This window comes from Georgenia sp. X1117, assembly GCF_057784635.1.
Window position 1 is genome coordinate 2,085,165 of the sequence record NZ_CM173492.1, and the last position, 25,320, is coordinate 2,110,484.

The following is a 25,320-nucleotide window of genomic DNA, read 5'->3' on the forward strand; positions in this document are numbered from 1 at the left end:
CGACGCCGGGGCCGTGGCTGCCGGGGGCTCGGCTGAGCGGGGTTCGGCTGGGCGGACCGCCGCTACAGCGGGGTGACCGCCTGGTAGGCGCGCTCGAGCTCGGCGAGCCGGTCGGCGTAGTGGGCGGTGCGCTCCGGGACCGGGGTGCAGGTCGGCCCCGTCGTCCCCTCGGCGCGCTCGACCCCGGGCGCGACGACGCCCAGGGCGGTGAGCGCGGTGCCGCGCAGCGTGGAGCGCTTGAAGGTCACGGGGGTCACCGGCGCCCCGACGACGTCGGCGAGCAGCTGGGCGAACTCCGGCAGCTCGGCGATGACGCTCCCGCTGACCCGGATCTCCTCGGGCAGCCCGGCGACCTCCCGCAACTGGCGGGCCACCCGGGCATAGCTGAGCGCCACGCCCTCGAGCACGCCGCGGGCCAGGTCGGTGGGGGTGTGGGCGGCGGTGATGCCCAGGACGCTGGCGCGCGCCCCGGCGGCCCAGCCCGTCGAGCGCTCGCCCGAGAGGAAGGGCAGCACCAGCGGCGTCGTGGCGGACGGCTCGGGAGCCAGGACGGCGGACAGCTCCTCCGCGACGCGCAGGTTCTCCCGCACCCAGGCCACCGCACGGCCGACGTCGCTCAGGGCGCCACCGAGCAGCGTGCGCCCGGCGTCGACCCGGTAGCCCCACAGCCCCGGCGGCAGCGTGGCCGGGACCGTCTCGACGAGCACCCGCATCGCGCCCGAGGTGGCGGCCGAGATGACGGCGACCTTCCCGGAGGTGCCGCCGGCGCCGAGGTTGGAGCCCAGGCCGTCGGGGATGCCGGGGAACCACTGGGCCGACGCGAGGGCCGGCCAGGTGCGGGCGAGGGACTTGCTTGCCTTCGACGTCGGGGTGACCGGCTCGGCGGGGTCCTGGATCGCGGAGAGCTGGGCCCGGCGGATGCCGGAGAGCCGGAGCAGCTGGGTGTCCCACTCGCCGGTGCGGCGGTTGAGCAGGCCCGTCCAGGCGGCGGTGGGCGTGCTGGCCACCGCCACCCCGAGCAGCCGCAGGTGCACGTACTCCGCCAGGGACATCCACCGGTCGACGCCGGCGAACAGCTCCGGCTCGGACTGCCGCAGCCAGCGCAGGCGCGGGGCGAGGTAGCTCGAGTGCAGCCGCGCCCCCGTGCGCTGCTGGACCTCCGGCTCGCGCACCTTGGTGCGCAGCTCGGTGACCTGCGCGGTGCAGCGGGCGTCCGCGTAGGTGTAGCAGGGCGTGCAGGCGCGCCCGTCGGCGCCGACCCCGACCAGGGAGGAGGCGAAGGTGTCCAGCGCGACGCCGGCCACCGCGTCGGCGTCCAGGTCGGCGGTGACCTCGGTGAGGATCTCGGAGATCTCGGCCACGACCTGGTCGGCGTCGATGACCGAGGTGCCGTCGACGTCGGTGGTGAACTGGTGCGGCACCTTGTGGCGGGCGCCCTGCACGGGGCGACCGGCGGCGTCGTAGAGCCCGCCCCGGGAGGCGGTCGAGCCGACGTCGAGCGCGAGGACCAGGGGCTGGGTGGCCGCGTCGGGCGTGGTGCGGAAGGCGTCGGACATGGCTCTCCCTCGGGGGTGGCGATCGCGAACACGGTAGCCGCACGTGCGCGATGGTCGCGCCAGATGGGCGCAGGGCGGTCGTCGGTGCTGCCGTCCGGCCGCGCGACGCGGGGGTCGTGACGGCTCGCTAACCTGGCCGGATGGAGCCGACCGTGACCTCGACCGCACCGGGATCGACCTACGAGCGGATCTGGCCCGAGCCGGCGGTGCTGTCCGCCGCCGAGCTCCAGGCGACCTACCGGGAGCCGGGCGTGCGGTCGAACATGGTGACCTCCGTCGACGGCTCCCTCACCTTCGACGGTCGCGCCGGCGGACTGTCCGACCCCGTCGACCAGGCCCACCTCCTGCTCGCGCGCGGGGCGGCAGACGTCCTGCTCGTCGGCGCCGGCACCGTGCGGGCCGAGGGCTACGGGCCGGTGCGGGTGCCCGAGGAGGTCGTCGAGCGCCGTCGCGCGGCCCGGATGAGCGACCACCCCCGCCTCGCCCTCGTCTCCGCGACCCTCGACCTCGACCCGGGTGCGTCGATGCTGGCCGAGGCCCCCGAGCGCCCCATCGTCCTCACGGTCACCGGCGCGCCGGCGGAGCGGGCGGCGGCGCTGGCCGAGGTCGCCGAGGTCGTCCACCTCCCGCCCCGCGAGGGCGGCGGCGTGCACGGGGCGGCGGCCGTCGCCGCCCTGCGCGAGCGGGGCCACGAGCGGATCCTCACCGAGGGCGGGCCGACCTTCCTCGGCGCCCTGGTCACCGACGGCGTGCTGGAGGAGTTGCTCGTCAGCTACTCCCCGCTCGTCGCCGGCGGCACCGGGCAGCGGATGGTGCTCGGCGCGCCTGAGGAGGCCCGCCGCCTCGAGCTGGTCTCGCTGCTGCGCGCCGGCGACCTGCTCATCGCGCGCTACCGGGTGCGGTAGGGCGCGGCCGGGAGCGACCGGCTGCGGCTTGCGCGGCCGGCTGAGGCCTGGCGCGACCCGCGCCGGGTCAGCGGTCGGCGTCGATCGACCAGTCGACGCCGAGGAGCTCGGCGCTGAGGTCGAAGTGCCGCTCGGCCACCCCGGGCCGGCGGGCCGCACGGTTGACGAGGCCTGGGCGACGCCGGTCGTTGTAGTACGTGCCCGAGCGCCAGACGGTGCCGGGTACGCCGTCGACGAAGTACGCGAGGTGCGCCCCACCCGACGACGGCGGGCTGAGCACCTTCCGGAGCGCCCCCTGGTAGACCCGGCCGAGATACCCGCCCGTCCCGGACGCGAAGCTCGTCCCGACGATGCCGGGGTGGAAGGCGACCGTGGACACTCCCCGGGCGTGGAACCGAGCGTGCAGCTCCTGGGTGAAGAGGATGTTCGCCAGCTTGGCCGTGCCGTAGGCGCGGTTGGGTCGGAAGCCCGACCAACCCTGGATGTCGTCCAGGTCGAGCCGGCCGTAGAGGAGGTTGCCGACGCTGGCGGTGGCCACCACGCTCGCGCGGCTCTCGATCAGCCGGTGGCGCAGGAGGTTCGTCAGCAGGTAGGGGGCGAGATGGTTGACCTGGAAGGTGAGCTCGAAGCCGTCGACGGTGCGGACCGGCCCGTCGAGGAGGCCGCCGGCGTTGTTGGCCAGGACGTCGATCCGGTCGAGCGAGCGCTCGAGGTCGGCGGCGAGCTCGCGGACGTCGTCGAGCCGGGAGTGGTCGGCCACGCGGTGCTCGGCGCCGACCCGCTCGGCGACCGCTCGGGTCTTGTCCGGGTCCCGTCCGACGAGGACCAGGCGGGTGCCCGCGCGGGCGAGCTGCTGCGCGGCGGCGGCGCCGATGCCGTCGCTGGCTCCGGTGAGGACGATCGTGCGCATGAGGACCCCCGACGGGTGACGCTGCTCGTGGACCTGCCCGCTCCGGGCCGGCTGCGGTGACGCTAGCACATGTGAAACGAAGACGTTTCGTATCAGTTAGGCTGGTGTGCATGGAACCCACCTCCGGTGCACCACGGCGGGGACGCCCGGTCGATCCCACCCTCGGTCCCGCGATCCTCGAGGCGGTCCTCGACGTCCTCGCCGACGGCGGATATGCCGGGCTGACCACCGCGACGGTGGCGCGCCGCGCGGGCGTCTCCACCGCGACGCTCTACCGGCGCTGGCCCACCAAGCGCGACCTGGTCCGCGCCGCGGCCGGCATGGTCGCCGGGTCCGAGGAGGACGTCGACACCGGGAGCACCGCGGCCGACCTGCGGGCCATGCTCGAGCACAAGAGTCGCGCCCTGGCCGGGCGGGTCGGCGTCGCGCTCGTCGCGCTCGTGGCCGAGTCCCGGCACGACGACGAGCTCGCCGACGTCGTGCGGGCCATCACCCACGAGCCGACGCGGGAGCGGCTCGGGGCGATCCTCGACCGGGCGGCGGGCCGGGGGGAGCGGCCCGCCGCGGACGCCGACTCCGCCACGGTGCTCGTCCTCGGGGCGATCATGGCCGGCCTCGCCTTCGGCGGAGGGGGCGGTGGCAGCGGTGAAGGTGGCCCTGGTGGCGCCGACGGATCTGGCGGCCCGGCGGGCTCGGCGGCGGAGGGTCCGCTCGACAGCGGCCAGGTCGAGCTCCTCGTCCGGGCGCTCGCCGCCGAGGGCGGCGCAGCCGGCGGCGCTGCGGCCGGGGGGACCGACCCCGGAGGCCCGCCCTCCGGCGACTGACCCGCAGGACCTGGTCTCCCGACCCGCGTCCCCGGGACCTCCGGCCCTCGAGGACGGGTGCGCCGGCTCGTAGCGTCGAGGTGTCAGCAGTATCACGCACCAGTCAAGGGAGAGCCTCATGTCCGAGCGTCCGCTCATGTCCCTCATCGCCCCCTCGCGCTACAGCCAGGGCCGCGGGGCGATGGCCAGCATCGGCACCGAGCTGGCCCGGCTGGGCTCCGTGCCGATGATCGTGGCCGACGACGTCGTGTGGGGCATCGTCGGGGAGACCGTCACCGATTCGCTGACCTCGGCCGGGCTGCCCGTCCACCGGGTCCCCATCCAGGGCTACGCCACGGGCGCCACGATCGACTCCCTGGCCGAGCGGGCCGGCGAGCTGGGCGCCGACGTCGTCGCCGGCGTCGGCGGCGGCTCGACGATCGACGCCGTCAAGGCCGCCGGGCACCTCGCCGGCACCCGCTGGGCCTCGGTGCCCACCATCGCGTCCACCGACGCGCCGTGCTCGGCCCTGTCCGTGGTCTACACCGCCGAGGGTGCGATGGAGGAGTACCGCTTCTTCCCCCGCAACCCCGACCTCGTCCTCGTCGACACCCAGCTCGTGGCGAACGCCCCGGTCCGCCTGCTCGTGGCCGGCATCGGCGACGCCCTGGCGACCTGGCCGGAGGCGCGCGCGGTCGCCCGTGCGCAGGCGAGCACCATGGCCGGCGGAGCGGCGACCATGTCCGCCAAGGCGCTCGCCCGGCTGAGCTGGGAGATCCTCCACGAGGACGCGCTGCCCGCGATCGCTGCCGTCGGCCGCAACGTGGTCACCTCCGCCGTCGACCGCGTCGTCGAGGCCAACACCCTGCTCTCCGGCCTGGGCTTCGAGTCCAGCGGGCTGGCCGGCGCCCACGCCATCCACGACGGCCTGACCGCCGTCCCGCAGACCCACCACCTCACCCACGGCGAGAAGGTCAACGTCGGCACCACCACCCAGCTCGTGCTCGAGTCGGCGCCGACCGAGGAGCTCGACGACTTCATCCGCTTCACCACCCGCGTCGGGCTGCCGAACACGCTGGTCGAGGCGGGCATCGACGTCGACGATCTCGACTCCCTGCGCACGGTCGCCGAGGCGGCCACCGCCGAGGGCGAGACCATGGCCAACATGGACGTCGACGTCACGGTGACCACGCTCGTCGACGCGCTGCGCTTCCTCGACGACTATTGCGCCCGGGTGCGCGCGGACGCGGGGCTGCCGGCCCCGGCGCCCATGCACCAGCACTGAGCGCAGGTACCGGGCGGTCCCTCGCCGTCGTGCCCCGTGCCTAGCGGCCCGGCTCGGTCCCCGCGAGCTCGGCCGCGTCCTCGACGGCGAGGCGGGGCGGGGTCGAGTGCTCGGGCACGATGGCGGTCTTGTCCGCGTAGAAGGCGCGTAGCTGGTCCATGTCGGCGGCGACGTCGCCGGTGAGGTGCAGGGTCGGGCCGATCCCGGTGGTGCGGGTCGAGGCGTCGAGGAAGCCGAGGATGACCGGCAGGTCGGCCTCGCGGGCGATGCGGTAGAAGCCGGACTTCCAGTGCTCCCGGCGGGCGCGCGTGCCCTCGGGCGTGATGACCAGGTGGAAGGTCTCGCCGCGGCGGGCACGCCCGACCAGGTCGGCCACGAGGCCCTCGGGGTTCTCCCGGTCGACGGGGATGCCGCCCATCGCCCGGAAGAACGCACCGGGCAGGCCCTCGAAGTACTCCTTCTTCATCAGCACCTTCGGCGTGAGGTCCCGCGACCAGGCCACCCCGAGCATGAGGACGAAGTCCCACCGAGAGGTGTGCGGTGCACCGATGAAGATCGCCCGCGGCTCGTGGACGTCGGGCGCCACCAGGCGGTAGCCGGCGACCCCCAGCAGGGCCTTGGCGAGCGTGCGACGGGCGAGACGGTTGAGGGCCACGCGCACCACGCTACTGGCCGCGCGTGCGCCGTGCCCGCCGCGTGCTCCCGCGGCTCGTGGCGGGGGAGCGCTAGGTTCGGGGGATGAGCGAGACCGGGTACGGCGACTTCGAGTTCGAGCGGAAGTTCGTGTGCGCGGCGCTGCCCGAGGTGCTTCTCGCCGAGGCCGACCCGGTGCTCATCGTCCAGTCCTACCTGCTGGCCGAGGACGGCTACGCCGTGCGGGTCCGGGTGCAGGCCCCGGGCGCCGGGCTGCGGCCCGACGACCTCGTCGACACCGCCGCGGTCCTCGATCGCGTGGACGCCGACGTCCAGTTCGCGGCGATGACCGCGAAGGGCCCGCACGTCGGGGGGACGAGGTACGAGGCCGAGCGCGAGCTCGACCCGGGTGTGGCCGTCGAGCTCGTCCGCCGCGGGCGCGTGCGCGTGGTCAAGCTGCGGCACTCGATCTGGCTGGGCCACGACGGCTGGGTGGTCGACGAGTTCGCCGGCGAGAACGCGCCCCTGGTGGTCGCGGAGTGCGAGCGCGGCGGACCGGTGGTCGACCTCACCGTGCCCGACTTCTGCGTGAGCGAGGTGACCGCGGACGAGCGCTTCGGCAACGAGTACCTTGCCGTGCACCCCTACGCCACGTGGCGCGACCGCTTCGAGCGGGAGCTCGCCGTCACCGGCCCGGTCTTCTCCCAGGAGTTCGGCCGCAACCGGCTGCCCGGCACGGGCACGCCGGGTCACTGGTAGCAGCGCGCTCCCGCGCTGGCCTTTCCGCGAGACATGGGTCTGTGTCTCGAGAACATGCCCCGAGCCCATGCTCTCGAGACACAACCCGATGTCTCGATGATGGAGAGCGTGGACAGCAGGTGGCGCGGGGCTAGGGGCGCACCATCACCTTGATCTCGCGGCGCTCGTCCATCGCCGCGTAGGCCTCCGCGACGTCGTCGAGGGGGACGGTCGCGGTGAAGACCACGCCAGGCTCGATGCGGCCGGAGCGCACGTCGGCCAGCAGCTCGGGGATGTAGGCGCGCACCGGTGCGACGCCGCCGGCCAGGCCGATGTTGCGCCCGAACATCGAGCGCGGACGGATGCCGCGGGTGACCCCGTTGGGCACGCCCACGTAGCCGACCGTCCCACCGGGCCGGGCGCTCGCGATCGCCTGGTCCATCGACTCGTCGGTGCCCACCGCCTCGAGCACGACGTCCGCGCCGGGCACCCCCAGCAGCTCCGCCAGCTCGGCCGCGCCCTCGTCCCCGCGGGAGGCGACGACGTCGGTGGCCCCCAGGCTGCGGGCGAGCTCCTGGCGGTCGGCGTGCCGCGAGAACACGACGATCCGGCCGGCGCCGAGGCGCTCGGCGGCGATGACCGCGCTCAGCCCGACGGCGCCGTCCCCGACCACGGCGACCGTCTCTCCCGCGGTCAGGCCGGCGGCGACGGCGGCGTGGTGGCCGGTGCCCATGACGTCGGACAGGGCGAGCAGGTGGGTGAGCAGCGTGTCGTCGACGTCGCGCTCGGCCACGCCGGCGGGCACGAGCGTGCCGTCGGCGAGGGGCACCCGCACGGCCTCGGCCTGGCAGTGGCCGGTGGGCAGGCCGTCGCCGTCGGGGGCGCCCCAGAAGCCGCCGCGCTCGCAGGAGGTGTGGATCCCGTGCCGGCAGGCGAAGCACTCCCCGCACGAGTAGGAGAAGGGGGCGATCGTGACGTCGCCGGGCCGCACGGTGGTGACCTCGGCGCCGACCTCCTCGACGACGGCGACCATCTCGTGGCCGATCGTGCGCGGCTCGCGCACGGGCACGACGCCCCGGTAGTGCCACAGGTCCGAGCCGCACACGCAGGCGGCGAGGACCCGGACCACTGCGTCGGTGGGGGCCAGCAGGGTCGGGTCGGGGCGCTCCTCGACGCGGACGTCGTGGGCGGCGTGCAGGACGGTGGCGCGCATGGGACCAGCGTGCCAGGAACCGCTGCGGGGTGACGTGCCGGGTCGTCAGGCGCCGTCGTCGGCGGGCCCGGCGTCGAGGTCCCACACCGGGGCCGCGTCGATCTGTTCGCCGTGGGTCTCCCACGAGCGCCACCAGAGGTCGGCGTCGGCGGGCACGTGCGCGGCGGGGACCCGCTCCAGGTGGTGGCGGACCTGCCGCTTGACCTCGGTCAGCTCCTCGACCAGCGCGTCGCGCGAGTCGCGGGCGGGCTCGCGCTGCAGGAGCCGGCGCAGCTCGGTGCGCAGGTCCATCCGGTGGGCGGGCGGCGCGGAGGCCCCGGAGCCGCCGGCCGTGGCGAGCCCGGCCAGGCCCGAGGACCCCTCGGGGGCCGCCACCCGGCCCGAGCCGTCGGGGGCCAGCAGCAGCTCCTCGATCTCCCAGGCCCGACGCCGCGCACGCACCACCGCGCTGCCGTCCTCCTCCTCGGCCTCGCTCGCACCGTGATGGGTCTGCGCCGCGCGGAGCCACCCGTGGTCGGCCATGAGCGCGGTCAGGCCACGGTCCACGGTCATCGTGTCGTGCACGTCGACGGTGGCGTGGACGACCTTCGCCCCGGCCTCGCGGGCGAAGACCACCTCGTCGCGCAGCTGCTCGTCGGACATGATCGACGTGCCGGCGCGCATCATCACCGAGACGATGTCGGTCCCCACGGGGGAGTCGCCGGCGTCGGCGCCGGGCGGGTGGCAGACGATCGCCCAGGCGTCGGTGACGCCGATCTTGTCCAGCACGACGTCGGCGGGCAGGTTCTCGCGCACGCCGCCGTCGATGTAGTGCTCGCCGGCGATGGGGATGGGGTGGAAGACGGCCGGGATCGCGCACGAGGCCCACACCGCCAGGGTGAGGTCGTCGGTGGTCACCGGCTCGCCGTCCTCGCCCCGCAGCGGGACGTCCCCCCGGTCGCGCAGGACGCCGTCCTGGTCGGTGAAGCGCAGCTCGCCCGACTGCAGGCCGACCATGGCCACGCGCAGCACCGTGCCGGCGGCGCGCACGCGGTCGGGGTCGAAGGTGGTGGTGTCGATGAGGGCGTCGACCACCGGTCCGGGCGTGTACATCGCCCCCGCCTGGGAGGCGCCGCGCAGGATCCCGGCCAGGTCGCCGCCGGCGCGCCCGAGTGCCGGGAGGTTGCCGATCATCTGCATGACCTGCGCCGCGGTCCAGCCGGGGGCCGGGGCGGGCTCCGTCGCCGCGACGGCGGCCCGGGCCTCGGCGGCCGTGGTGGGCGTCTGACGCGGCTCGGCGGCGGCCCGGTCGGCGGCCCCGCAGTTGATGGGGTCGAGGAGCTGGAGGTAGCGCGGGCCGCGCTCTGTCAGCGCCTTCCACCACGGCTGGGGCGTGAACATCTGGTCGGGGGAGTCCATCTGCCGCCACATGGCGTCGAGGTGGTCGAGCCACGCGCGCTGCTCCCCGTGCCCGCGGCCCTGGGCGAGGACCGCGGCGACGATGGCGCCCGCGGAGGCCCCGGCCATGACGGTCGGGGCGATGCCGACCTCGTCGTAGAGGTAGCGCAGCGCGCCGAGGTGGAAGTCCGCACGGGACCCACCACCGGAGAGGATGAGGCCGGTGGCCCGGTTGCGACATCGGGACAGGGTCGGGACCCACCGGCCGGGGGACAGGCGGCGACTCATGCCCCCACCCTAGGTGTCGCCCGCGCGGTCAGGACGGCCGCGGGCCGAGGATCGCGAGGACGACCCGCTCGGCGTCGCCGGGGCGCGGGCGGGCCTGGCTGATGGCCCGCAGCACGATGGCGCCGACCAGGGCCTCGGCGAGCTCGGCGAAGGGGGCGCCGGGGTAGAGGTTGGGTGCCGTGCCCACGGCCTGCTCGAGCCGCCGGGCGAAGGTGTCCTCGTCCTCGCCCGAGAGGTGCTCGTAGATCCGCAGCGCGACGCCGGGGTTCGCGGTGGCGGCGGCGAGCAGCGAGCGGATGACGCGTTCGCTCGCCGGGTCGATGAGGGTGGTGAACAGGTCGTCGAGCCAGCCGGTGAGGTCGGCGTAGATGTCGCCGGTGTCGGGCATGTCCGCCGTGCCGTCGAGCAGCCGGCCGTCGACCAGCGCCTCGGTGAGGACCTCGCCCTTGGAGCCCCACCAGCGGTAGATGGTCTGCTTGCTCACGCCGGCGGTGGTGGCGATGGCCTCCATCGTCAGGCCGTCGTAGCCCCGCTCGACGAACAGCGCCGCGGTGGCGTCGAGGATCGCCGACCGCGCGGCCTCGCTGCGGACCGGCCCGCTCCGGGTCGCACTCATTTCTCTTGTGGCCTCCTCGTCCCGGTCGACATCGTATCGACGGCCACCCCCGGTGTGACCGGTCGCACCGCCGTCGAGGTCCCGCTCGCCTTGATGAGACGGAACGTCTCGTCTTAGGTTAGTCGAGGCGTCCGCGGGGTCTCTGTCCCCGAGACGGCGCACCGACCGTGGCGAGTGCCCGGCGGTGGCCGGCCCGCGACGCGCACCCGACGACGACACGAGAGGCACCCCCATGGCCGAAGGCCTGTACCGGCTCGGAAAGTTCGCGGCCCGACGCGCCTGGACGGTGCTCGTGGCCTGGCTCGTGGTCCTGGGGGTCGCCGCCGGCTCCTTCGCCGCGTTCGGTGGCACGCTCTCGACCTCCTTCGACATCCCCGGCACCGCCTCCGGCGAGGTCATCGACGAGCTGGCCGAGGAGATGCCCGAGCTGTCCGGCGCGACCGGCACGGTGGTGTTCACCTCGAGCGACGGCGAGGCCCTCGACGAGGACCAGCGCGCCGAGATCGCCGAGCTCGTGGCCGGGGCCGAGGGCCTCGACGACGTCACCGGCACGCTCGACCCCTTCGCCGCCGAGGAGCAGCGCGCGGCGCAGGTCACCGAGCTCGAGGACGCGGCCGCCGAGATGGAGGCCGGCCGCGCCGAGCTCGCCGCCGGCACCGAGGAGGCCGACGCCGGTCAGGCCGAGATCGACGCCGGGCTCGCCGAGCTCGAGGCCCAGCAGGACGAGATCGACGCCGCCCGCGAGCAGCTCGAGGCCGCCGGGCTGCCCACCGACGAGATCGACGCCGGTCAGGCCGAGCTCGACGGCGCCCGCGAGGAGCTCGAGGCCGGTCAGGCCGAGCTCGACGTCGCTCGCGAGGAGCTGGCCGCGGGGCAGGCCGAGCTCGAGGCCGGCGAGGTCCAGCACGGGCTCGGCACCTCGCTGCTCGAGCACTCCGAGGGCATCCGCACCGTCTCCGAGGACGGCTCGACCGCGCTGGCCACGATCACCTTCTCCGAGCAGGCCATCGAGCTGCCCGAGGAGTCCCGCCAGGGCGTCATCGACCACTTCTCCGGGGCCGACATCGAGGGTGTCGACATCGAGCTCTCCTCCGACATCGCCCAGGGCGTGCCGGAGATTCTCGGTATCGGCGAGGTCATCGGCGTCGTCATCGCCGGGATCGTCCTCGTCGTCGTCCTCGGCTCGGCCCTGGCTGCCGTCTTCCCGATCGTCACCGCCATCACCGCCGTGGGCATCGGCATCCTCACCGCCCTGTCCTTCTCCGGCGTGGTCACCATGACCTCGGTGACCCCGGTGTTCGGCGTCATGCTGGGACTGGCGGTCGGCATCGACTACGCGCTGTTCATCGTCAACCGGCACCGCACCCAGCTGCTCGCCGGCATGGACGTGCGCGAGTCCGTCGGCATGGCCAACGGCACCGCCGGCACCGCCGTGGTGTTCGCCGGCGCCACGGTGGCGCTCGCCCTGCTCGCGCTCAACGTCGTCGGCATCCCCTTCCTCGGGCTCATGGGCACCGTCGGTGCGGTCGCGGTGGGCTTCGCCGTGCTGCTCGGCATCACCGCCGTCCCGGCGATGCTTGGCCTGGCGGGCACCCGGATCCTGCGGCGCAGGGCGCGCGAACAGCGCGAGGCGGCGATCGCCGAGGTGCAGGCGGCCGGCGACGGCTCGGCCGGTGCGGCCGGCGACGGCGCCCGGACCCGACCGACCCCCATGCGCACGGGACGGGCGATCCTCACCACCGTCGTCGGCGTCGTGGCTCTCGCGGTGCTGGCCATCCCCACGATGTCCATGCGCCTGGGCCTGCCGGCCGGCGACTCCGAGCCGGTGGACTCCACCGCCCACCAGGCCTACGTCCAGATCGAGGAGTCGTTCGGGGCCGGCGTCAACAGCCCGCTGCTGGTCACCGCGAGCCTGCCCGATGGCGTGGACGAGACCGGCCAGCTCGAGGCGCAGGTGGCCGTGGCCGACGAGCTCGCCGCCCACGACGACGTCGTCGCCCTCGCCCCGATCGGGGTCTCCGAGGACGGCTCGCTGGCCTCCTTCCAGGTGATCCCCACCGAGGGCCCCAACGCCGAGTCCACCGCAGACCTTGTCCACGACCTGCGGGCCCTGCCCCCGATCGACGGCGACATGGAGCTCGGCGTGGCCGGACAGTCGGCCATCAACATCGACATCTCGGAGTCGCTGGCGGACGTCCTGCCGACCTACCTCGCGGTCGTCGTCGGGCTCTCGCTGCTCATCCTCGTCACCGTGTTCCGCTCGCTGCTCGTCCCGCTGGTGGCCACGGCCGGGTACGTCCTGTCCGTGCTGGCGACCTTCGGCGTGACGACCGCGGTGTTCCAGTGGGGCTGGGGCGCGGAGCTGTTCGGCATCGCGACGCCGGGGCCGCTCATCAGCTTCCTGCCCGTCATCCTCGCCGGCGGCCTGTTCGGGCTCGCCATGGACTACCAGCTCTTCCTGGCCACCGGCATGCGCGAGGCGTTCGTGCACGGTGCGCCGGCCCGGGTGGCCGTGGTCGAGGGGCTCCGGGGCGGACGCCGGGTCGTGGTGGCCGCGGCGCTCATCATGACCGCGGTCTTCGCCGGGTTCATTAGCGCCGACGACACGATGATCAAGACCTTCGGCCTGGCGCTGGCGGTGGGCGTGGTCCTCGACGCCTTCATCGTGCGGCTGCTGCTCATGCCCGCCGTCATGCACCTGCTGGGGCGCTCGGCCTGGTGGCTGCCCCGGTGGCTGGACAAGATCCTGCCCCGGGTCGACGTCGAGGGTTCCGCCCTCGAGCGCCGGCACGCCCAGATGACGGGTGCCGAGGCCGAGGCTGGGGCCGTGGCTGTGGCCGAGGAGGCCGGCTCCGTGGACGAGCGGGAGTCCGAGGCCGGTTCCGGCGGCAGCTCCGCGAAGCACCGGAAGGACTGACTCGAACGGCGCCGCGGCCCGCCCTCCGCGGGCTCAGCTCCGCCGGCGCAGGCTCGCGAGAACATGGGTCGTGTCTCGAGACGATGCCCTCAACACATCGTCTCGAGGCACAACCCATTGTCTCGACGAAGGTGAGGGCGGCGGCCAGAGTCAGGTGGCCGGCCGGAGCACGTCCGGGAGCTCGGTGCGCAGCCACACCTCGATCGCGTCCACGAGCGCCGTGACCGCTCCGACGACCCGGTCCGGCTCGGCCGCCGAGGTGAGCACCGCCGTCGTGCGTGCGGAGAAGCCCTCGGGCAGCGAGGCGCACAGCTCGGGCACCAGCGTGCCGAGCCGCTTCTCGCCGGGGTGGGGGACCCGGTTGGCCGCGAGCACGAGATCGTGCACGACGCCGAGCAGCTCGGCCACCCGGTGGTTGAGCGCCACCAGGTCGCCGCGCCCCGCGGCCGTGGCCACCTGGGCCGGCAGGCTCGTGATCGTGCCCCGCAGCAGCGGCCACCCGTGCCCGACGACGGCGCGCCGCAGCTCCTCGGGGTAGGCCACCGAGGCGCGCTCGCGGGCGCGGGCGAGCCAGCCGTCGGGGTCGGCCAGCGGCAGCCAGTGCCGGACCGTGTGCCAGTGCGCCGTCGTGTACCCGACGGCGGGCTCGTGCCGGTCGAGCACGGCGTCGAGGCGGTCCTCGACCCAGGCCGCGTCCCAGAACATGACGTCGAGGTCGAGGCCGCTCGGATGCGTGTAGAGGTCGGTGGTGTCCCAGTAGCGCTGGTCCAGGTCGAGGCGGCGGGCGCCCCCGAGCGCCTCGACGACGGCGAGCCGGGCCGCCACGGCCGGCGGACCACCGGCGCTGATCACGTAGAGGTCGACGTCGGAGGCGGCGTCCTCCCGGCCGGTGGCCAGCGAGCCGCCGGCGGCGACCCCGACGACGCCGTCGAGGGCCGCGTAGGCCTGCGCCGCGGCGAGGACCAGCCGGGTGGTGTCGCTCAGCCCGTCGGTCGCGGGCGGGCCGCCGGGACCACCGGCTGCCGGGACGCCGTCCGCCGGACCACCGGCCGCCGGACCGCCGGCAGCGCCGCCACCCTCCGGCGAGCCGGTCCCAGCGGTGCTCACAGCAGCATCTCCAGCACCCCGCTGCCGTGCGTGAGCCGTTCGATGCGCATGGGGGCCTGCTCCATCCGGCGCTCGAGCCCGGCGAGGTCGGTCGCCCGGGCCAGGTCGATCCCGACCAGTGCGGGCCCGGTCTCCCGGTTGTTCTTCTTGGTGTACTCGAAGTGGATGATGTCCTCGTCGCCGGACAGCGTCTCCTCGAGGAAGGCGCGCAGCGCGCCCGGCTCCTGCGGGAAGGTGACGAGGAAGTAGTGCCGCAGCCCCTCGTGGATGGCCGAGCGCTCGACGATCTCGGCGTACCGCGAGACGTCGTTGTTGCCGCCCGAGATGAGGCACACGACCGGTCCGGCGCCCCCGACGTCGATGAGGCCGGTGGCCACCGCGGTGGTCGCGAGCGCCCCTGCGGGCTCGGCGATGATGCCGTCGGTCTGGTACATCGCCAGCATCTCGGTGCAGACCGCCCCGGTGGGTACCGAGACGACCTCGTCGACCAGCCGGCGGGCGATCTCGAAGGGCACCTCGCCGATCCGGCCGACGGCGGCACCGTCGACGAAGGCGTCGACCTCCGGCAGCCGCACCGGCCCCCCGGCGGTGAGGGCGGCCTGCAGCGACGCTGCCCCCTCGGGCTCGACGCCGACCACCCGCACCCCCGGCGCGCGGTTCTTCAGCGCGAGCGCGACGCCCGCCAGCAGCCCGCCGCCACCCACGGGCACGACAACGACCCCCGGCTTCTGGCCCCGCTCGGTCATCTGCTCGGCGATCTCGACGCCGACGCTGCCCTGCCCGGCCACGGTCAGCGGGTGGTCGAAGGGGTGGACGTAGGTCAGGCCCTGCTCGTCGGCGAGGCGGCGGGCGTGCTGGTCGGCGTCGTCGAAGGGGCCGTCGACGACGACGGTCGAGACCCAGCTGCCGCCGATCTCGGCGATGCGGGCCCGCTTCTGCCGCGGGGTGGTGCCGGGCAGGACGACGGTGCCGTGGATCGACAGCCGTGCGCAGGACAGCGCGACGCCCTGCGCGTGGTTGCCGGCCGAGGCGCAGACCACGCCCGCGGCGCGCTGGTCGTCGTCCAGCGCCGACATCACCGTGTAGGCGCCGCGGACCTTGTAGGAGCGCGTGACCTGCAGGTCCTCGCGCTTGATGAGGACCTGGTGGTCGACGGCCTCGGAGAGTCGGGCGTCGACCTCCAGCGGGGTGCGGCGCACGACGGGGCGCAGGAGGTGCGCGGCCCGGCTGACGTCCGTGGCGGTAGGAGCGCTCATCGCCCCATCGTGGCACCGGCGAGGTCCGGCGCGCGCGGGCGTCTGGCGGGTGACCGGCGCGCGGGCAGGCGTCCCACCCCGGTCAGGCGTCCGTGGCGTCCTGCTCCGCGTCGCCGGTCCCGGAGCCGCGCCGGCTCATGAAGAACCACACCGCCGCGCCGGCGACGAGGACGAGCCCGGCACCGATCCAGGGCAGGAGGCCCGAGCCGGAGTCGTCGTCCTCCTCGTCGGTGGTGGCCGCGTCGTCGGCCGGCTCGGAGGCGGCGTCGGCCGCGCCGTCCGTGGCGCCCTCGTCGGTGCCGGCCGCGTCGTCCGCCGCGGCGTCGTCCTCGGTCCCGGCGTCCTCACCGGAGTCGCCGTCCTCGGTGGCGTCGTCCTGCGCGGCGTCGCCGTCGTCGGTGCCCGCCGCGGAGGTCTCCTCGTCCTGACCGGCCCCGCCGGCCTCGTCCGACGGCGTCTCGTCGTCGGTCGGCTCCTCGCCGCCGGCACCGGAGGCGGTCACCGTGAAGTCGATCTCGCCCTCGATCCGGTGGCCGTCGGAGGAGATGACCGACCACACGAGGGTCTGGTCACCCTCGAGCGCGGGCAGCTCCCAGACCGCGTCGCGCCCGTCGTAGGTCGGCTCGGGCAGCTCGGTCTCGGTGCCGTCGGCGTCGCGCAGCACCGCCAGCGCACCGCTGGGGGTGATCTCGGCGGAGAAGGTGAGCACCGCCTCCTCGGGAGCCTCCTCCAGGCTCGCGCCGTCCTCGGGGTCCGAGCTGATGAGGGTGTCGTGGGCGTGCGCCGGGACGGCGGTGAGCACGAGTCCCGCGAGCGCCATCAGCATCACCACCCACCAGGCGCGGCTCCGCGCGACGGAGGTCGGCCGGGTGCTGGCGAACGCGTGCGACATGGGTTCCTTCCTCGGTCCTTCGGCCGCCTGCACGGCGGCCCCGACCACCATAGGACGCCGCGGCCGGGCGAGCGTGCGGGCCTCAGTCCCGCGGACCGACGAGCCCCGCCACCGCGTAGCCGTCGACGTCGTAGACCACCTGGAAGTCCCAGCCCGGGAAGGTGCGCTCGGCCACCGACTCCACGTCCTGCCCGGCGGGCTCGCGCCGCCAGGTGTCGAGCACGACGGCGTCGGGCACGGGGTTGCCCTCGTTGCCGATCCAGTGCACCCGCGCGTGGGGCACGAGCCGGTCGAGCAGGAAGATGTCGGCCACGACGACCGGCTCGTCGCCGGAGCGGGGCTCGACGGCGCCGGCCGCCTCGACCGCCCCCTGCGCGGCCGCCACCCGCGGGCTCGGCTCGGGGACGCCGCCCGCGAACGTCGACACCAGCGGCAGGTGGCTGCCCAGCACGAGCGTGCTCGTCGCGGCGGCCACCGCGGACGCCCAGCGCACCTGCACGTGATGGCGGCGCAGGACGTCGACCAGGGCGGCCGCGACCACCGGCATGAGGATCGCCGAGTAGTGCCACTCCCAGCCCCAGTAGTAGGGCACGTTGCCGAGGAACCGCCAGCCCAGCGTCGGCACGAGCAGCCACGTCAGCGGCGAGCGGACCCCGAGCACGCCGGCCGCGAGCACGAGCAGGGCGAGGGTGGCGACCTTGACCGGCGGCCACAGCACCGTCACCACCGTGGCGAACAAGTCCGCGTGCTCGTCGCCCAGGCGGTCGACGTAGTCGTAGCTGCCCGCGGGGTTGAGTGCCGGGAGGATGACGAGGACGGTCGCCACCAGCCAGACCACGCCCCAGGCCACCAGGGCCAGCCCGATGCGGCCGGCGCGGCTGCGTGCGGCGGCGTCGAGGCGCTCGAGGAGCGGTCCGCCGACCGGGGCGGCCCGCCAGAGCAGGACCGCGCCCAGGACGGCGACGGTGAGCCCGAGGTCCTCCTTGACGAGCACGAGCGGGGCGGCCCACAGGGCGGTGGCCAGCGGCCGGCCCCGCAGGAACGCGGCCAGGGCCATCGCCAGCAGCGGCACGCCGAAGGCGATCTCGTGGAACTGCACCGCCGCGGCGCCCTGCAGTCCCCAGGAGAAGGCGTAGGCCACCCCGACGAGCGTGCCCACCGCCCGGCCGAGCTTCTCGCGCGCCACGGAGGTGATCGGCCACGCCGACAGCCCCAGCAGGACCGCCTGGGTCACCAGCAGCGTCCACCCCGAGGGGTGCAGGGCGTAGAGCGGGCCGAGCAGCACGAGGATCGGGTGGAAGTGGTCGCCGAGCAGGTTGAACCCGTGGCCCTTGATGTCCACGATCGGCGCGCCGCCCTCGCTGTAGGCGCGGGCCAGCTGGGTGAAGATGCCCAGGTCCCACGACGGCGTCGCGACGTCGCGCCAGCCCGGCCAGGCCAGCGCGACGTAGGCGGCGCTCGCGGACAGCACGACGACGGCGGGCACCACGAGGTCGTCCCACCGCCGGGCGGTGGCCGGGTCCGCGGTGGCCGGCCGGTCGTCGGGCCGGCGGGCCGCGGCGGTCACACCAGGTTCTTCCGACGCAGGTAGGTCAGCGCCACCCAGCCCACCGGCACGCGTCCCCACATCGTCAGCACCCGGTAGAGCAGCGCGACCGACAGGGCGGTCGCGGGCGGGATGCCGGCCACCGTGAGGCCACCGGTGAGGGCCGCCTCGACCGGGCCGATGCCGCCCGGCGAGGGCACGAGCGCGCCGACGGAGTTCGAGACGAGGTAGGTCAGCGCGAGCGTGGCCAGCGGCAGGGTCTCGCCGTAGGCGGCGAGGCAGAGGCCGAAGGTGGCGACGTAGCAGGCGGTGAGGATGAGGTTGCCGCCCACGCCGACGACCAGCCGTTGCGGGCTGGAGACCAGCCACATGAGGCGGGGCCCGATCTGCTTGATGGTGGGGGCGGCCTTCGACCACACCCAGCGCCGCACGGGCGGCACCGCCATCGCGATTCCGACGATCGCGATGACGGCTGCGGCGCCCCACAGCACCGAGCCGCTGGGCAGGCTCAGCGTCCCCACCGACCCGGTCGCCAGGCCGACGATGACCAGGAGCAGGACCGTGGCGACGAACTGGAAGACCTGGACCAGCGCGACCGAGGCCACCGCGAGCGGCGTGGGCACCTTGTGCTTGGCGAGGAAGCGCATGTTGACCGCCGCCGGCCCGATGCCGGCGGGGGCCACGAGGGCGACCAGCGCACCGGCGGCCTGGGCCACGACCGTCTGCCCGAACGGCAGCCGCGCGGGCGAGAAGGCCATGAGCGACATCGCCGCACCGATGTAGGTGGCCAGGCCGAAGGCGTAGGCCACCGCCATGAGGGTGGGGTCGCCCGAGCGCAGCGTCGACCACACCTCGGAGAAGTTGAGCGAGGAGATGAGCACGTAGGCCAGGACGAGCAGCAGCGTCGTCATCACCACGGTCGAGACCGAGAATCGCGCCAGACGGATCGGCGGCACGTCCGCCGTCGGGACGAGGGCGACGAGCGTGTCCCGCAGCGAGCCGAGGAGCTGCGGGTGGCGGCGCACCGCCTGGCGGGTGGACATCGGCAGCGCCACCCGCTGCAGGACCGGCGCCACGGCCGCCATCTGCTCGCGGGTGAGCACCCGGCCCGCGGAGGCCAGCGCCCGTTCGGGGCCGGCGACGACGCCGAGCAGCGCCAGGGTCTGGGCCAGGTCGAGGCGGCGGGACATCTCGGGGGCGGCCACCTCGCCGGACTCCCAGCCGGTGAGCCAGACCGCCCCGGAGCCGTCGACCTGGACGTTCTCGGCGGTGAGGTCGCGGTGGGTGAGCCCGCGGGCGTGGGCCCGGCGCAGCTGGCGCCACACGTCGTCGAGGACGTCGTCGCCGAGCTCGTCGTCCTCGACCTCGTCGATCGGCCGCAGGTCCTCGACGTGGTCCTGGACGATGAGCACCGAGTTCCGGTACGTCGTCACCGAGGTCAGCGCCGGTGTGCGGGTGCCGGCCGAGGCCGCGGCCAGGGACATGAGCGCCACGCGCCCGGTGGCGTCCTGCAGGGAGGTGACGGGGCGGCGGTCGATGCCGCGCAGCCGGACGGCCTCCCAGATCGAGGACAGGAAGCCGACGACCTGCCGGTCGCCGTCGAGCAGGCGGACGTCGTGACGGTGGCCGGCGGCGTCCCACACGGCGTACTCGCGGCCGGGGGCGGCGGTGCCGTCGGCATCGGGGTGCGCGGCGGAGCCGGCGCGGGCGAGCAGCGCGGGCACGTCGGTGACGGGGTCGGTGCGGATCGTGTCGGACCCGGCGGCGTCGACCGCGGCCATGAGGGACTCGGCGGTGGGCGGTTCCTCGGAGTCGAGCATCCCCCCGACACCCGGGTTCTCACCGGTCGCGTCGTCCTGCGCGGCGGTGCGGCCCGCGCCGCGACCGGAGGGGGTGGGGGGATCGATGTAGCCCAGCGGCGCGTCGGTGGTCACCGTCCAGGCACTGACGTTCGCGTTGCGGCCGGGCTTGTCGAGCCGCACGACGGCGGTGGCGTCGACGCCGGCGCGCCGCAGCCCGCGCACGAGCGCGGTGCCCGTGGCCCGCTCGTGGACGACGCCGTCCGCGTAGCGCACCCCGTACCCGGCGATCGACCCGATGAGGACGGCGACGATCGCGCCCGGCAGGGTCTGCCCGCCCTGGATGATCTGCAGGGCCAGCACCACCCACAGCAGGTTCCACGACCAGCGGGCCAGGCGGTTGGCGGTGGCCGGGCCGACGGCCACGAGCATGCCGGCCAGGGCGGCGATGAAGGGCGACAGCGGCACGCTGGCCCGACCCACGCTGGTGATGGTCAGCGAGGTGAACAGCTCCGAGCCGGTGAGCTGGTCCAGGCCCTCGAGGGCGCCGAGGACGAGGAGGTAGCCGAGCGCGCCGGCGACCACGGCATGCACCGCGGAGCGCCAGCGGCGCCGCCAGAGGCGTTCGGCGAGCACCGCCAGCGGCATGAAGAAGGTGAGCAGGCCCTCCAGGGCCGTCACCGGCAGCTGGAAGAGCTGGCGGAAGAACCCGCTGACCGCGTCCTGGACGTCCTCGGTGACCGCGAGCGTCGTGCCGCGGGCGTAGACGGCGAGCACGAGCACGACCGCCAGGCCGAGCAGGGCGGTGAGCAGCCGGAGCAGGTCCAGGGGCTGGCGGACCCGGGAGTCGAACGCGTCGACGAGCAGGACCGAGCGCCTGGGTGCGCGGGCGGTGGGCGGCGGCACCGGGGTGTCGAGGTAGATCGGCCGCCCGCTGACCGGGTCGATCTGCGGTCCGGGCGGCTCCTCCTCGGGCTCGTCGGCGGTGACCGCGGTGCGGTCGCCCGCCCGGGACGGGAGAGGCGCGGGGGCGGTGGGGGCGGTGGACGAGGGCGGGGCCTCCTCCTCGGGCACGTCGGTGCCCGGCTCGTCGGCCCCGCCTGTCATGCGTCGGAGTCTAGTTGTTGTGTCCACGCAGGTTGGGTACGAGGTCGGCTGGTGATCTGCCGCCGAGTGCGGTGTGACCGCGGTGGTGATTGTAGGTGTGGAGCCAGTCGGTGAAGCTTCCAGCACGGTCTGACTCGGAGGAGTAGGGCCTGACGTAGGCCCATTCCTCGAGGAGGGTGCGGTTGAACCTCTCCACCTTCCCGTTGGTCTGGGGGCGGTAGGGCCGGGTTCGTTTGTGCGCGATGGTCTCGCCGAGGGCGTTGGCGAAGGTCCGGGAGCGGTAGCAGGCGCCGTTGTCGGTCAGTACCCGCTGGACGGTGACCCCGACCGAGGCGAAGTAGGCGTTGGCACGCTGCCAGAATGCGGCGGCGGTCTCCTTGCGTTCGTCGGTGAGCAGCTCGCTGTAGCCGAGCCGGCTGTGGTCGTCGACGGCGTTGTGGATGTACCAGTAGCCGATCTTGCCGCGCTTGGTGTTCTTCCGTCCGACTGCCCTGCCCAGCACCCTGTGGCCGCCGCCGTCGGGGATCTTGCCGAGCTTCTTGATGTCGACATGGACCAGGTCGCCGGGCGCGTCGTGGACATAGCTGTTGACCTTGCGCCGGGACCACTTGATCCGGACCCCGGTGGCCGGGTCGGTCCAGGCCAGCGGCGGGCAGGCGTAGCGGCGCAGGATCTTGTGCACCGTGGAAACCGCCATCCGCAATCGGTAGGCGATCCGAGCCGGCCCCCAGCGCCGCGAGACCCGCAGCCCGATCACGCGCCGCTCGACACGGGTCGCGGTCCGATGGGGCGAGAGAGCCGGCCGGGAGGATCGATCTACCAAGCCGGCGCGGCCCTCGGCCAGGTACCGATCGGCCCACCTCCTGGCCGTGGTCACCGAGCAGTTCCACCGCTCGGCAGCACGGGCCAGCGTCCATCCCTTGTCAACGACGAGCTGGGCCAGTCGCAACCGACCAGCAGGGGTTAATCGAGCGTTAGCGTGGGACACGAAGGCCTCCGGTTTGTGAGATGCGAATGCTTGGTCGCTTCACACCTCACCCGGAGGTCTTCGTCATCGTCTAGCAGCCACGCCGTACCTAACGTCCGTGGACAGAACATCTAGGGCTCACCTGCCGCGACGGCCGGAGCGGCTGCCCTCGACCCCGCCGGAGCGACGGGTCTCACGCCCGCCGACCCCCTGCTCGTCCTCGGGGAACGGCTGCACGACGGGCCCGTCCTCGCCGTCGCCGCCGCTGCGCGTGCCGAGCAGGGACTGCGCGGCCTGCGCGACGTCGTCGGCGTCCAGGCGGCGCGGGGCGCCGGTGCCGGCCCCACCCGAGCCCGATCCGGGACCACGGCCGCCGCGCCCGCCGCCGTCGAGGCCGGGCAGGAGCTGGGCGAGCAGCAGGGTCGACAGGGCCGACGGGTCGCCCGAGGCGCCGTCGGTGTGGACGATGACCGGCCGCGGGGCGTGGGCGGTGAGCGTCGAGCCCACCTCGAGGCGACGGCGCGCGAGCTCGTAGCCGAGCACGGCCCGGTTGTCTCGGTAGGACGTGGCCAGCTGCTCCTGGGCGCGGGCCTCGCCCTGGGCGGCGACGAGGTTGGTGCGCCCCTTCGTCTCGATCTCCCAGCGGACCTTCTGCGCCTCGGTCTCCTGCTCCTCGAGCTGCTGGGCGACGTTCTTGCGGGCCTCGTTGAGCGAGGCGTTGACCTCGACGACCTTGGCGTCGCGGACCTTCTTCGAGCGCTCGATGTCCATCAGCAGGGTGTCGATGCGCCGCTTGCGGGTCAGCTCCCACTCCTTCTCGTAGGCGGAGAGCTCCTTGGCGACCCGCTCGCGGGTGGCGATGTGCTGCTGGTACTGCTCGGGCAGCTGGACGTCGGGGATGTTGCAGCCCATGATCTGCACGCCGTAGCGGGCGAGCTGACGGTTGAGCAGCTCCTGCATGTCGGCGACGTCGGAGCCGCGCAGGTCGTGGGCGCGCTCGGTGCGCACCAGGCGCGAGCGCTGGCGGATGGCGTCCTGGACCGCGTTGGACAGCACGAGGTCGAAGTTGCCGGCGCCGATGGTGCGGACGAACTGCACGGCGTCGTGGATGCGGAACTTGAGGAAGAACTCGATCGAGCGCAGCGGGACGGACTCGGCCGTGGGGCAGGCGAGGACCGGCGCGGTGTAGGGGATCTCGGTGGTGACGTCGACGACGTAGTCCACCCGCTTCCAGGGGTGCCACAGGTAGTGGCGGCCCGGCGGCAACGGGGAGGCGGTGATGGCGCCGAAGGTGGACTGGACACCGACGGTGCCCTCCTCGATCTCGACGATCGAGGAGCGCCACCACCACACGACGGCCAGGGCGATGAGCGCGGCGCCGGCGATCCAGAACCAGAGCGCGCGGCCGCCGTGGTCGTCGACGGCGGACACGACGCCGCCCAGGACGAGCCACAGGCCCACCCCGGCGAGGAACAGCCAGCGCAGCCCGCGCTGGTAGCGGGGGATGACGACGGGCACGAGCGAGCCGCGGTCGCCGCCGCGCAGCAGCTGGGCGACCTCGCCCCACGAGGCCAGGGACTCCTTGATCGACGACATCGAGCGGGTGACGGTCTGCTCAGACATCACGGTCCTCCTCGGTCACGGCGGGCGCGGTGGTGGGGTCCTCGGCAGGCCGGTCGGTGGCCCGGTCGGTGGGCTGCTCGGCGGCCCGGTCGGCGGCCGGTGCGGCGGGTCCGGTCGGCTCGCCGTCGGTGACCGAGCGGCGGATCTCCTCGAGCCGGTCGGCGCCGGGCAGCTCCTCCTCCTCGGGGGGGGCCACGATGGCGACCTCGGTCTCCTCGGGCGGCTCGAGCAGCTCGGCGATGCGGTCCTGCCGCTCGGCGACGCGGGTCTCGATGGCCGCGGCCCGGTCGCGGATCTGCGTGAGCTCCTCGTCGGAGAACAGCTCGAGGTCCGAGCCGCCGACGAGCTCGGAGGCGATGCGCAGGAAGTCGACCCCGCCGCCGTGCTCGCCGACCTGGACGATCTGCGGCAGCGACTCGGCGACCTGCTCGAGGCGGTCGAGGAGGTCCTGCTGGTAGCGGAAGGAGAGGATCTCGGGGGCGTCGGCGGCCGACAGCGCCCGGATGTCGAGGGCCTGGGCCTCCAGCAGCGCCGCGTTGGCGTGCGCGGTGGACTCCGACTCGACGAAGCGCTGGCGGGCCAGGGCGCTCGCCCGGTTGGTCTCGCGCTCGAGGGCGGTGTCCATCTGCGCCTGGTACTTGGCGATGTCGGCCTGGATCGAGCTCAGGGTCTCGCGCAGCGAGGCGAGGTCCTTGTTGAGGTCACCCTCGTTCTGCTCCTTCTTCAGCTGGAGCTCGTACTCGTAGGTGTAGGCCTCCTTGGCCACCCGGATCATCTCCGGGGCGCCGAGGTCCGCGCGGTACTCCTCGCTGGAGGGCTCGGCGTGGGTGATGTTGGCGTGCGTGAGCTCGACGGCGGGGCGGAACTGGGCGTTGAGCTGGTCGAGCAGCGTCTGGGTGGACTCGCCGACGAGGTCGTAGATGTCGGCGGCCTCCTGCTCGTAGATGAGCGATCGGGTGGTCTCCGAGATCGCGTTGTTCAGCTTGTCCTGGAAGCCCTGGACGGCGCCGAGCACGAAGATGAACTCGCGCGGGTCGTCGATGCGGAACTGGAGGAACAGGTCCACCGAGGCCTGCACGCCCGAGCGGGTCGGCGCCTCGTGGATGGGCGCGTTGAACGGGTACTCGCGGGTGGTGTTGACGATGTAGGACACGCGGCGCCACGGGTTGAGCAGGGTGACCAGGCCGGGGCCGACGACCCGCTCGACCTTGCCGAACCTCGAGATCAGCGCCTGGCAGCCGTCGGGGACCATGACCATCCCGGCCCGCCACCACAGGAACAGGGCGAGGACGAGCAGCAGCGCCCAGTAGTGGATCCCGAACACGGCGCCGGCCAGACCGCCGGTGATGCCGCCGTCGCCGGCGAGCCGGGTGACGTCGACGACGGTGGTCGCCGAGAGGATCCAGTACCCCAGGGCGCCGACGACGGCGAGCACCGCCACCGGGATGAGCGCCCGGATGCGGCCGCCGCTGGGCATGACCATCGGGGTGATGACGTGGACGGGCCCGTCGGGCCCGGAGTCGTAGGTGGAGCGGTTGAGTTTCTGCCCGGCGTCGCTGAGCGAGGAGCGCTGGGAGATGATCCGGGTGCCGACGCCGCCGGTCGACTTCGCGTTGCTGAACGCGGCGGCGTCCACGGAGAAGGAGTCGGCGGCGTCGTCGAGCGCCTGCAGACCCTGCTGAGCGCGTTGCGCCAGTCCGCGGGCGCGACCCACCAAGCTGGTGTCCTGGGACATGGGTGCCTCTCGTCGGGGGGGGAGGGGACTCGCGGGGCGCGGTCCGC

At 74.2% G+C, this 25,320-nt stretch carries 19 protein-coding genes; 5 read left to right on the forward strand and 14 right to left on the reverse strand.

What is annotated here, in order from left to right:
• Nucleotides 1–62 precede the first annotated feature (62 nt).
• Complete coding sequence (locus AC3D3D_RS09620) at nt 63–1,556, reverse strand: gluconokinase (RefSeq protein WP_463663433.1); 1,494 nt, start codon at nt 1,554–1,556, stop codon at nt 63–65.
• A 140-nt stretch (nt 1,557–1,696) separates the two neighbouring features.
• On the opposite strand from AC3D3D_RS09620, the gene AC3D3D_RS09625 reads away from it, so the two are divergent.
• On the forward strand, nt 1,697–2,461 hold the full coding sequence (locus AC3D3D_RS09625; RefSeq protein WP_463663434.1) for a dihydrofolate reductase family protein: 765 nt from the start codon (nt 1,697–1,699) through the stop codon (nt 2,459–2,461).
• A 67-nt stretch (nt 2,462–2,528) separates the two neighbouring features.
• Here the strand turns inward: AC3D3D_RS09625 and AC3D3D_RS09630 are convergent, their stop codons facing one another.
• On the reverse strand, nt 2,529–3,371 hold the full coding sequence (locus AC3D3D_RS09630; RefSeq protein ID WP_463663435.1) for an SDR family NAD(P)-dependent oxidoreductase: 843 nt from the start codon (nt 3,369–3,371) through the stop codon (nt 2,529–2,531).
• Nucleotides 3,372–3,481: 110 nt separating this feature from the next.
• On the opposite strand from AC3D3D_RS09630, the gene AC3D3D_RS09635 reads away from it, so the two are divergent.
• Nucleotides 3,482–4,195 carry a TetR/AcrR family transcriptional regulator gene (locus AC3D3D_RS09635; RefSeq protein ID WP_463663436.1) on the forward strand — a complete coding sequence of 238 codons (714 nt, stop codon included), beginning with the start codon at nt 3,482–3,484 and terminating at the stop codon, nt 4,193–4,195.
• A 118-nt stretch (nt 4,196–4,313) separates the two neighbouring features.
• Nucleotides 4,314–5,459 (forward strand): glycerol dehydrogenase, encoded by a 1,146-nt coding sequence (locus AC3D3D_RS09640; protein ID WP_463663437.1) that lies wholly within the window; start codon nt 4,314–4,316, stop codon nt 5,457–5,459.
• 40 nt (nt 5,460–5,499) lie between these two features.
• On the opposite strand, the gene AC3D3D_RS09645 is transcribed toward AC3D3D_RS09640, so the two are convergent.
• Nucleotides 5,500–6,114 (reverse strand): 1-acyl-sn-glycerol-3-phosphate acyltransferase, encoded by a 615-nt coding sequence (locus tag AC3D3D_RS09645; protein WP_463663438.1) that lies wholly within the window; start codon nt 6,112–6,114, stop codon nt 5,500–5,502.
• Between the two features lie 83 nt (nt 6,115–6,197).
• Here AC3D3D_RS09645 and AC3D3D_RS09650 point away from each other — a divergent pair, with 83 nt between their 5' ends.
• A complete protein-coding gene (locus AC3D3D_RS09650; protein WP_463663439.1) occupies nt 6,198–6,851 on the forward strand; it encodes a CYTH domain-containing protein in 654 nt (217 codons plus the stop codon).
• Nucleotides 6,852–6,981: 130 nt separating this feature from the next.
• On the opposite strand, the gene AC3D3D_RS09655 is transcribed toward AC3D3D_RS09650, so the two are convergent.
• From AC3D3D_RS09655 to AC3D3D_RS09665, 3 genes are read right to left on the reverse strand one after another with little or no spacing between them, the layout of a single operon-like run.
• Nucleotides 6,982–8,043 (reverse strand): zinc-dependent alcohol dehydrogenase family protein, encoded by a 1,062-nt coding sequence (locus AC3D3D_RS09655; RefSeq protein ID WP_463663440.1) that lies wholly within the window; start codon nt 8,041–8,043, stop codon nt 6,982–6,984.
• 45 nt (nt 8,044–8,088) lie between these two features.
• A complete protein-coding gene (locus AC3D3D_RS09660; protein ID WP_463663441.1) occupies nt 8,089–9,708 on the reverse strand; it encodes a patatin-like phospholipase family protein in 1,620 nt (539 codons plus the stop codon).
• A gap of 28 nt (nt 9,709–9,736) precedes the next feature.
• Nucleotides 9,737–10,324 (reverse strand): TetR/AcrR family transcriptional regulator, encoded by a 588-nt coding sequence (locus AC3D3D_RS09665; protein ID WP_463663442.1) that lies wholly within the window; start codon nt 10,322–10,324, stop codon nt 9,737–9,739.
• Between the two features lie 232 nt (nt 10,325–10,556).
• Here AC3D3D_RS09665 and AC3D3D_RS09670 point away from each other — a divergent pair, with 232 nt between their 5' ends.
• Nucleotides 10,557–13,241, forward strand: a complete 2,685-nt coding sequence (locus AC3D3D_RS09670; RefSeq protein WP_463663443.1) for an MMPL family transporter — start codon at nt 10,557–10,559, stop codon at nt 13,239–13,241.
• 150 nt (nt 13,242–13,391) lie between these two features.
• Here the strand turns inward: AC3D3D_RS09670 and AC3D3D_RS09675 are convergent, their stop codons facing one another.
• The 8 genes from AC3D3D_RS09675 to AC3D3D_RS09710 all read right to left on the reverse strand — a co-directional run bounded on the left by AC3D3D_RS09675 (nt 13,392) and on the right by AC3D3D_RS09710 (nt 25,273).
• Complete coding sequence (locus AC3D3D_RS09675; protein ID WP_463663444.1) at nt 13,392–14,348, reverse strand: DUF4037 domain-containing protein; 957 nt, start codon at nt 14,346–14,348, stop codon at nt 13,392–13,394.
• Nucleotides 14,345–15,604, reverse strand: a complete 1,260-nt coding sequence (gene ilvA / locus AC3D3D_RS09680; RefSeq protein ID WP_463663445.1) for a threonine ammonia-lyase IlvA — start codon at nt 15,602–15,604, stop codon at nt 14,345–14,347. The genes AC3D3D_RS09675 and ilvA overlap by 4 nt, the downstream gene beginning before the upstream one ends.
• Nucleotides 15,605–15,686: 82 nt before the next feature.
• Nucleotides 15,687–16,496, reverse strand: a complete 810-nt coding sequence (locus AC3D3D_RS09685; protein WP_463663446.1) for a copper resistance CopC family protein — start codon at nt 16,494–16,496, stop codon at nt 15,687–15,689.
• A gap of 82 nt (nt 16,497–16,578) precedes the next feature.
• Nucleotides 16,579–18,063, reverse strand: coding sequence for a DUF2079 domain-containing protein (locus AC3D3D_RS09690; RefSeq protein WP_463663447.1), 1,485 nt, complete (start codon nt 18,061–18,063; stop codon nt 16,579–16,581).
• Complete coding sequence (locus AC3D3D_RS09695) at nt 18,060–20,948, reverse strand: lysylphosphatidylglycerol synthase domain-containing protein (RefSeq protein ID WP_463663448.1); 2,889 nt, start codon at nt 20,946–20,948, stop codon at nt 18,060–18,062. Before AC3D3D_RS09695 ends, AC3D3D_RS09690 begins: the two co-directional genes overlap by 4 nt.
• A 10-nt stretch (nt 20,949–20,958) precedes the next feature.
• The gene (locus AC3D3D_RS09700) at nt 20,959–21,936 is read right to left on the reverse strand and encodes an IS481 family transposase (RefSeq protein WP_488511924.1); all 978 of its coding nucleotides are present in this window, start codon (nt 21,934–21,936) and stop codon (nt 20,959–20,961) included.
• Between the two features lie 117 nt (nt 21,937–22,053).
• On the reverse strand, nt 22,054–23,538 hold the full coding sequence (locus AC3D3D_RS09705) for an SPFH domain-containing protein (RefSeq protein WP_463661868.1): 1,485 nt from the start codon (nt 23,536–23,538) through the stop codon (nt 22,054–22,056).
• On the reverse strand, nt 23,531–25,273 hold the full coding sequence (locus tag AC3D3D_RS09710; protein ID WP_463661869.1) for an SPFH domain-containing protein: 1,743 nt from the start codon (nt 25,271–25,273) through the stop codon (nt 23,531–23,533). Before AC3D3D_RS09710 ends, AC3D3D_RS09705 begins: the two co-directional genes overlap by 8 nt.
• Between the last annotated feature and the right edge of the window lie 47 nt (nt 25,274–25,320).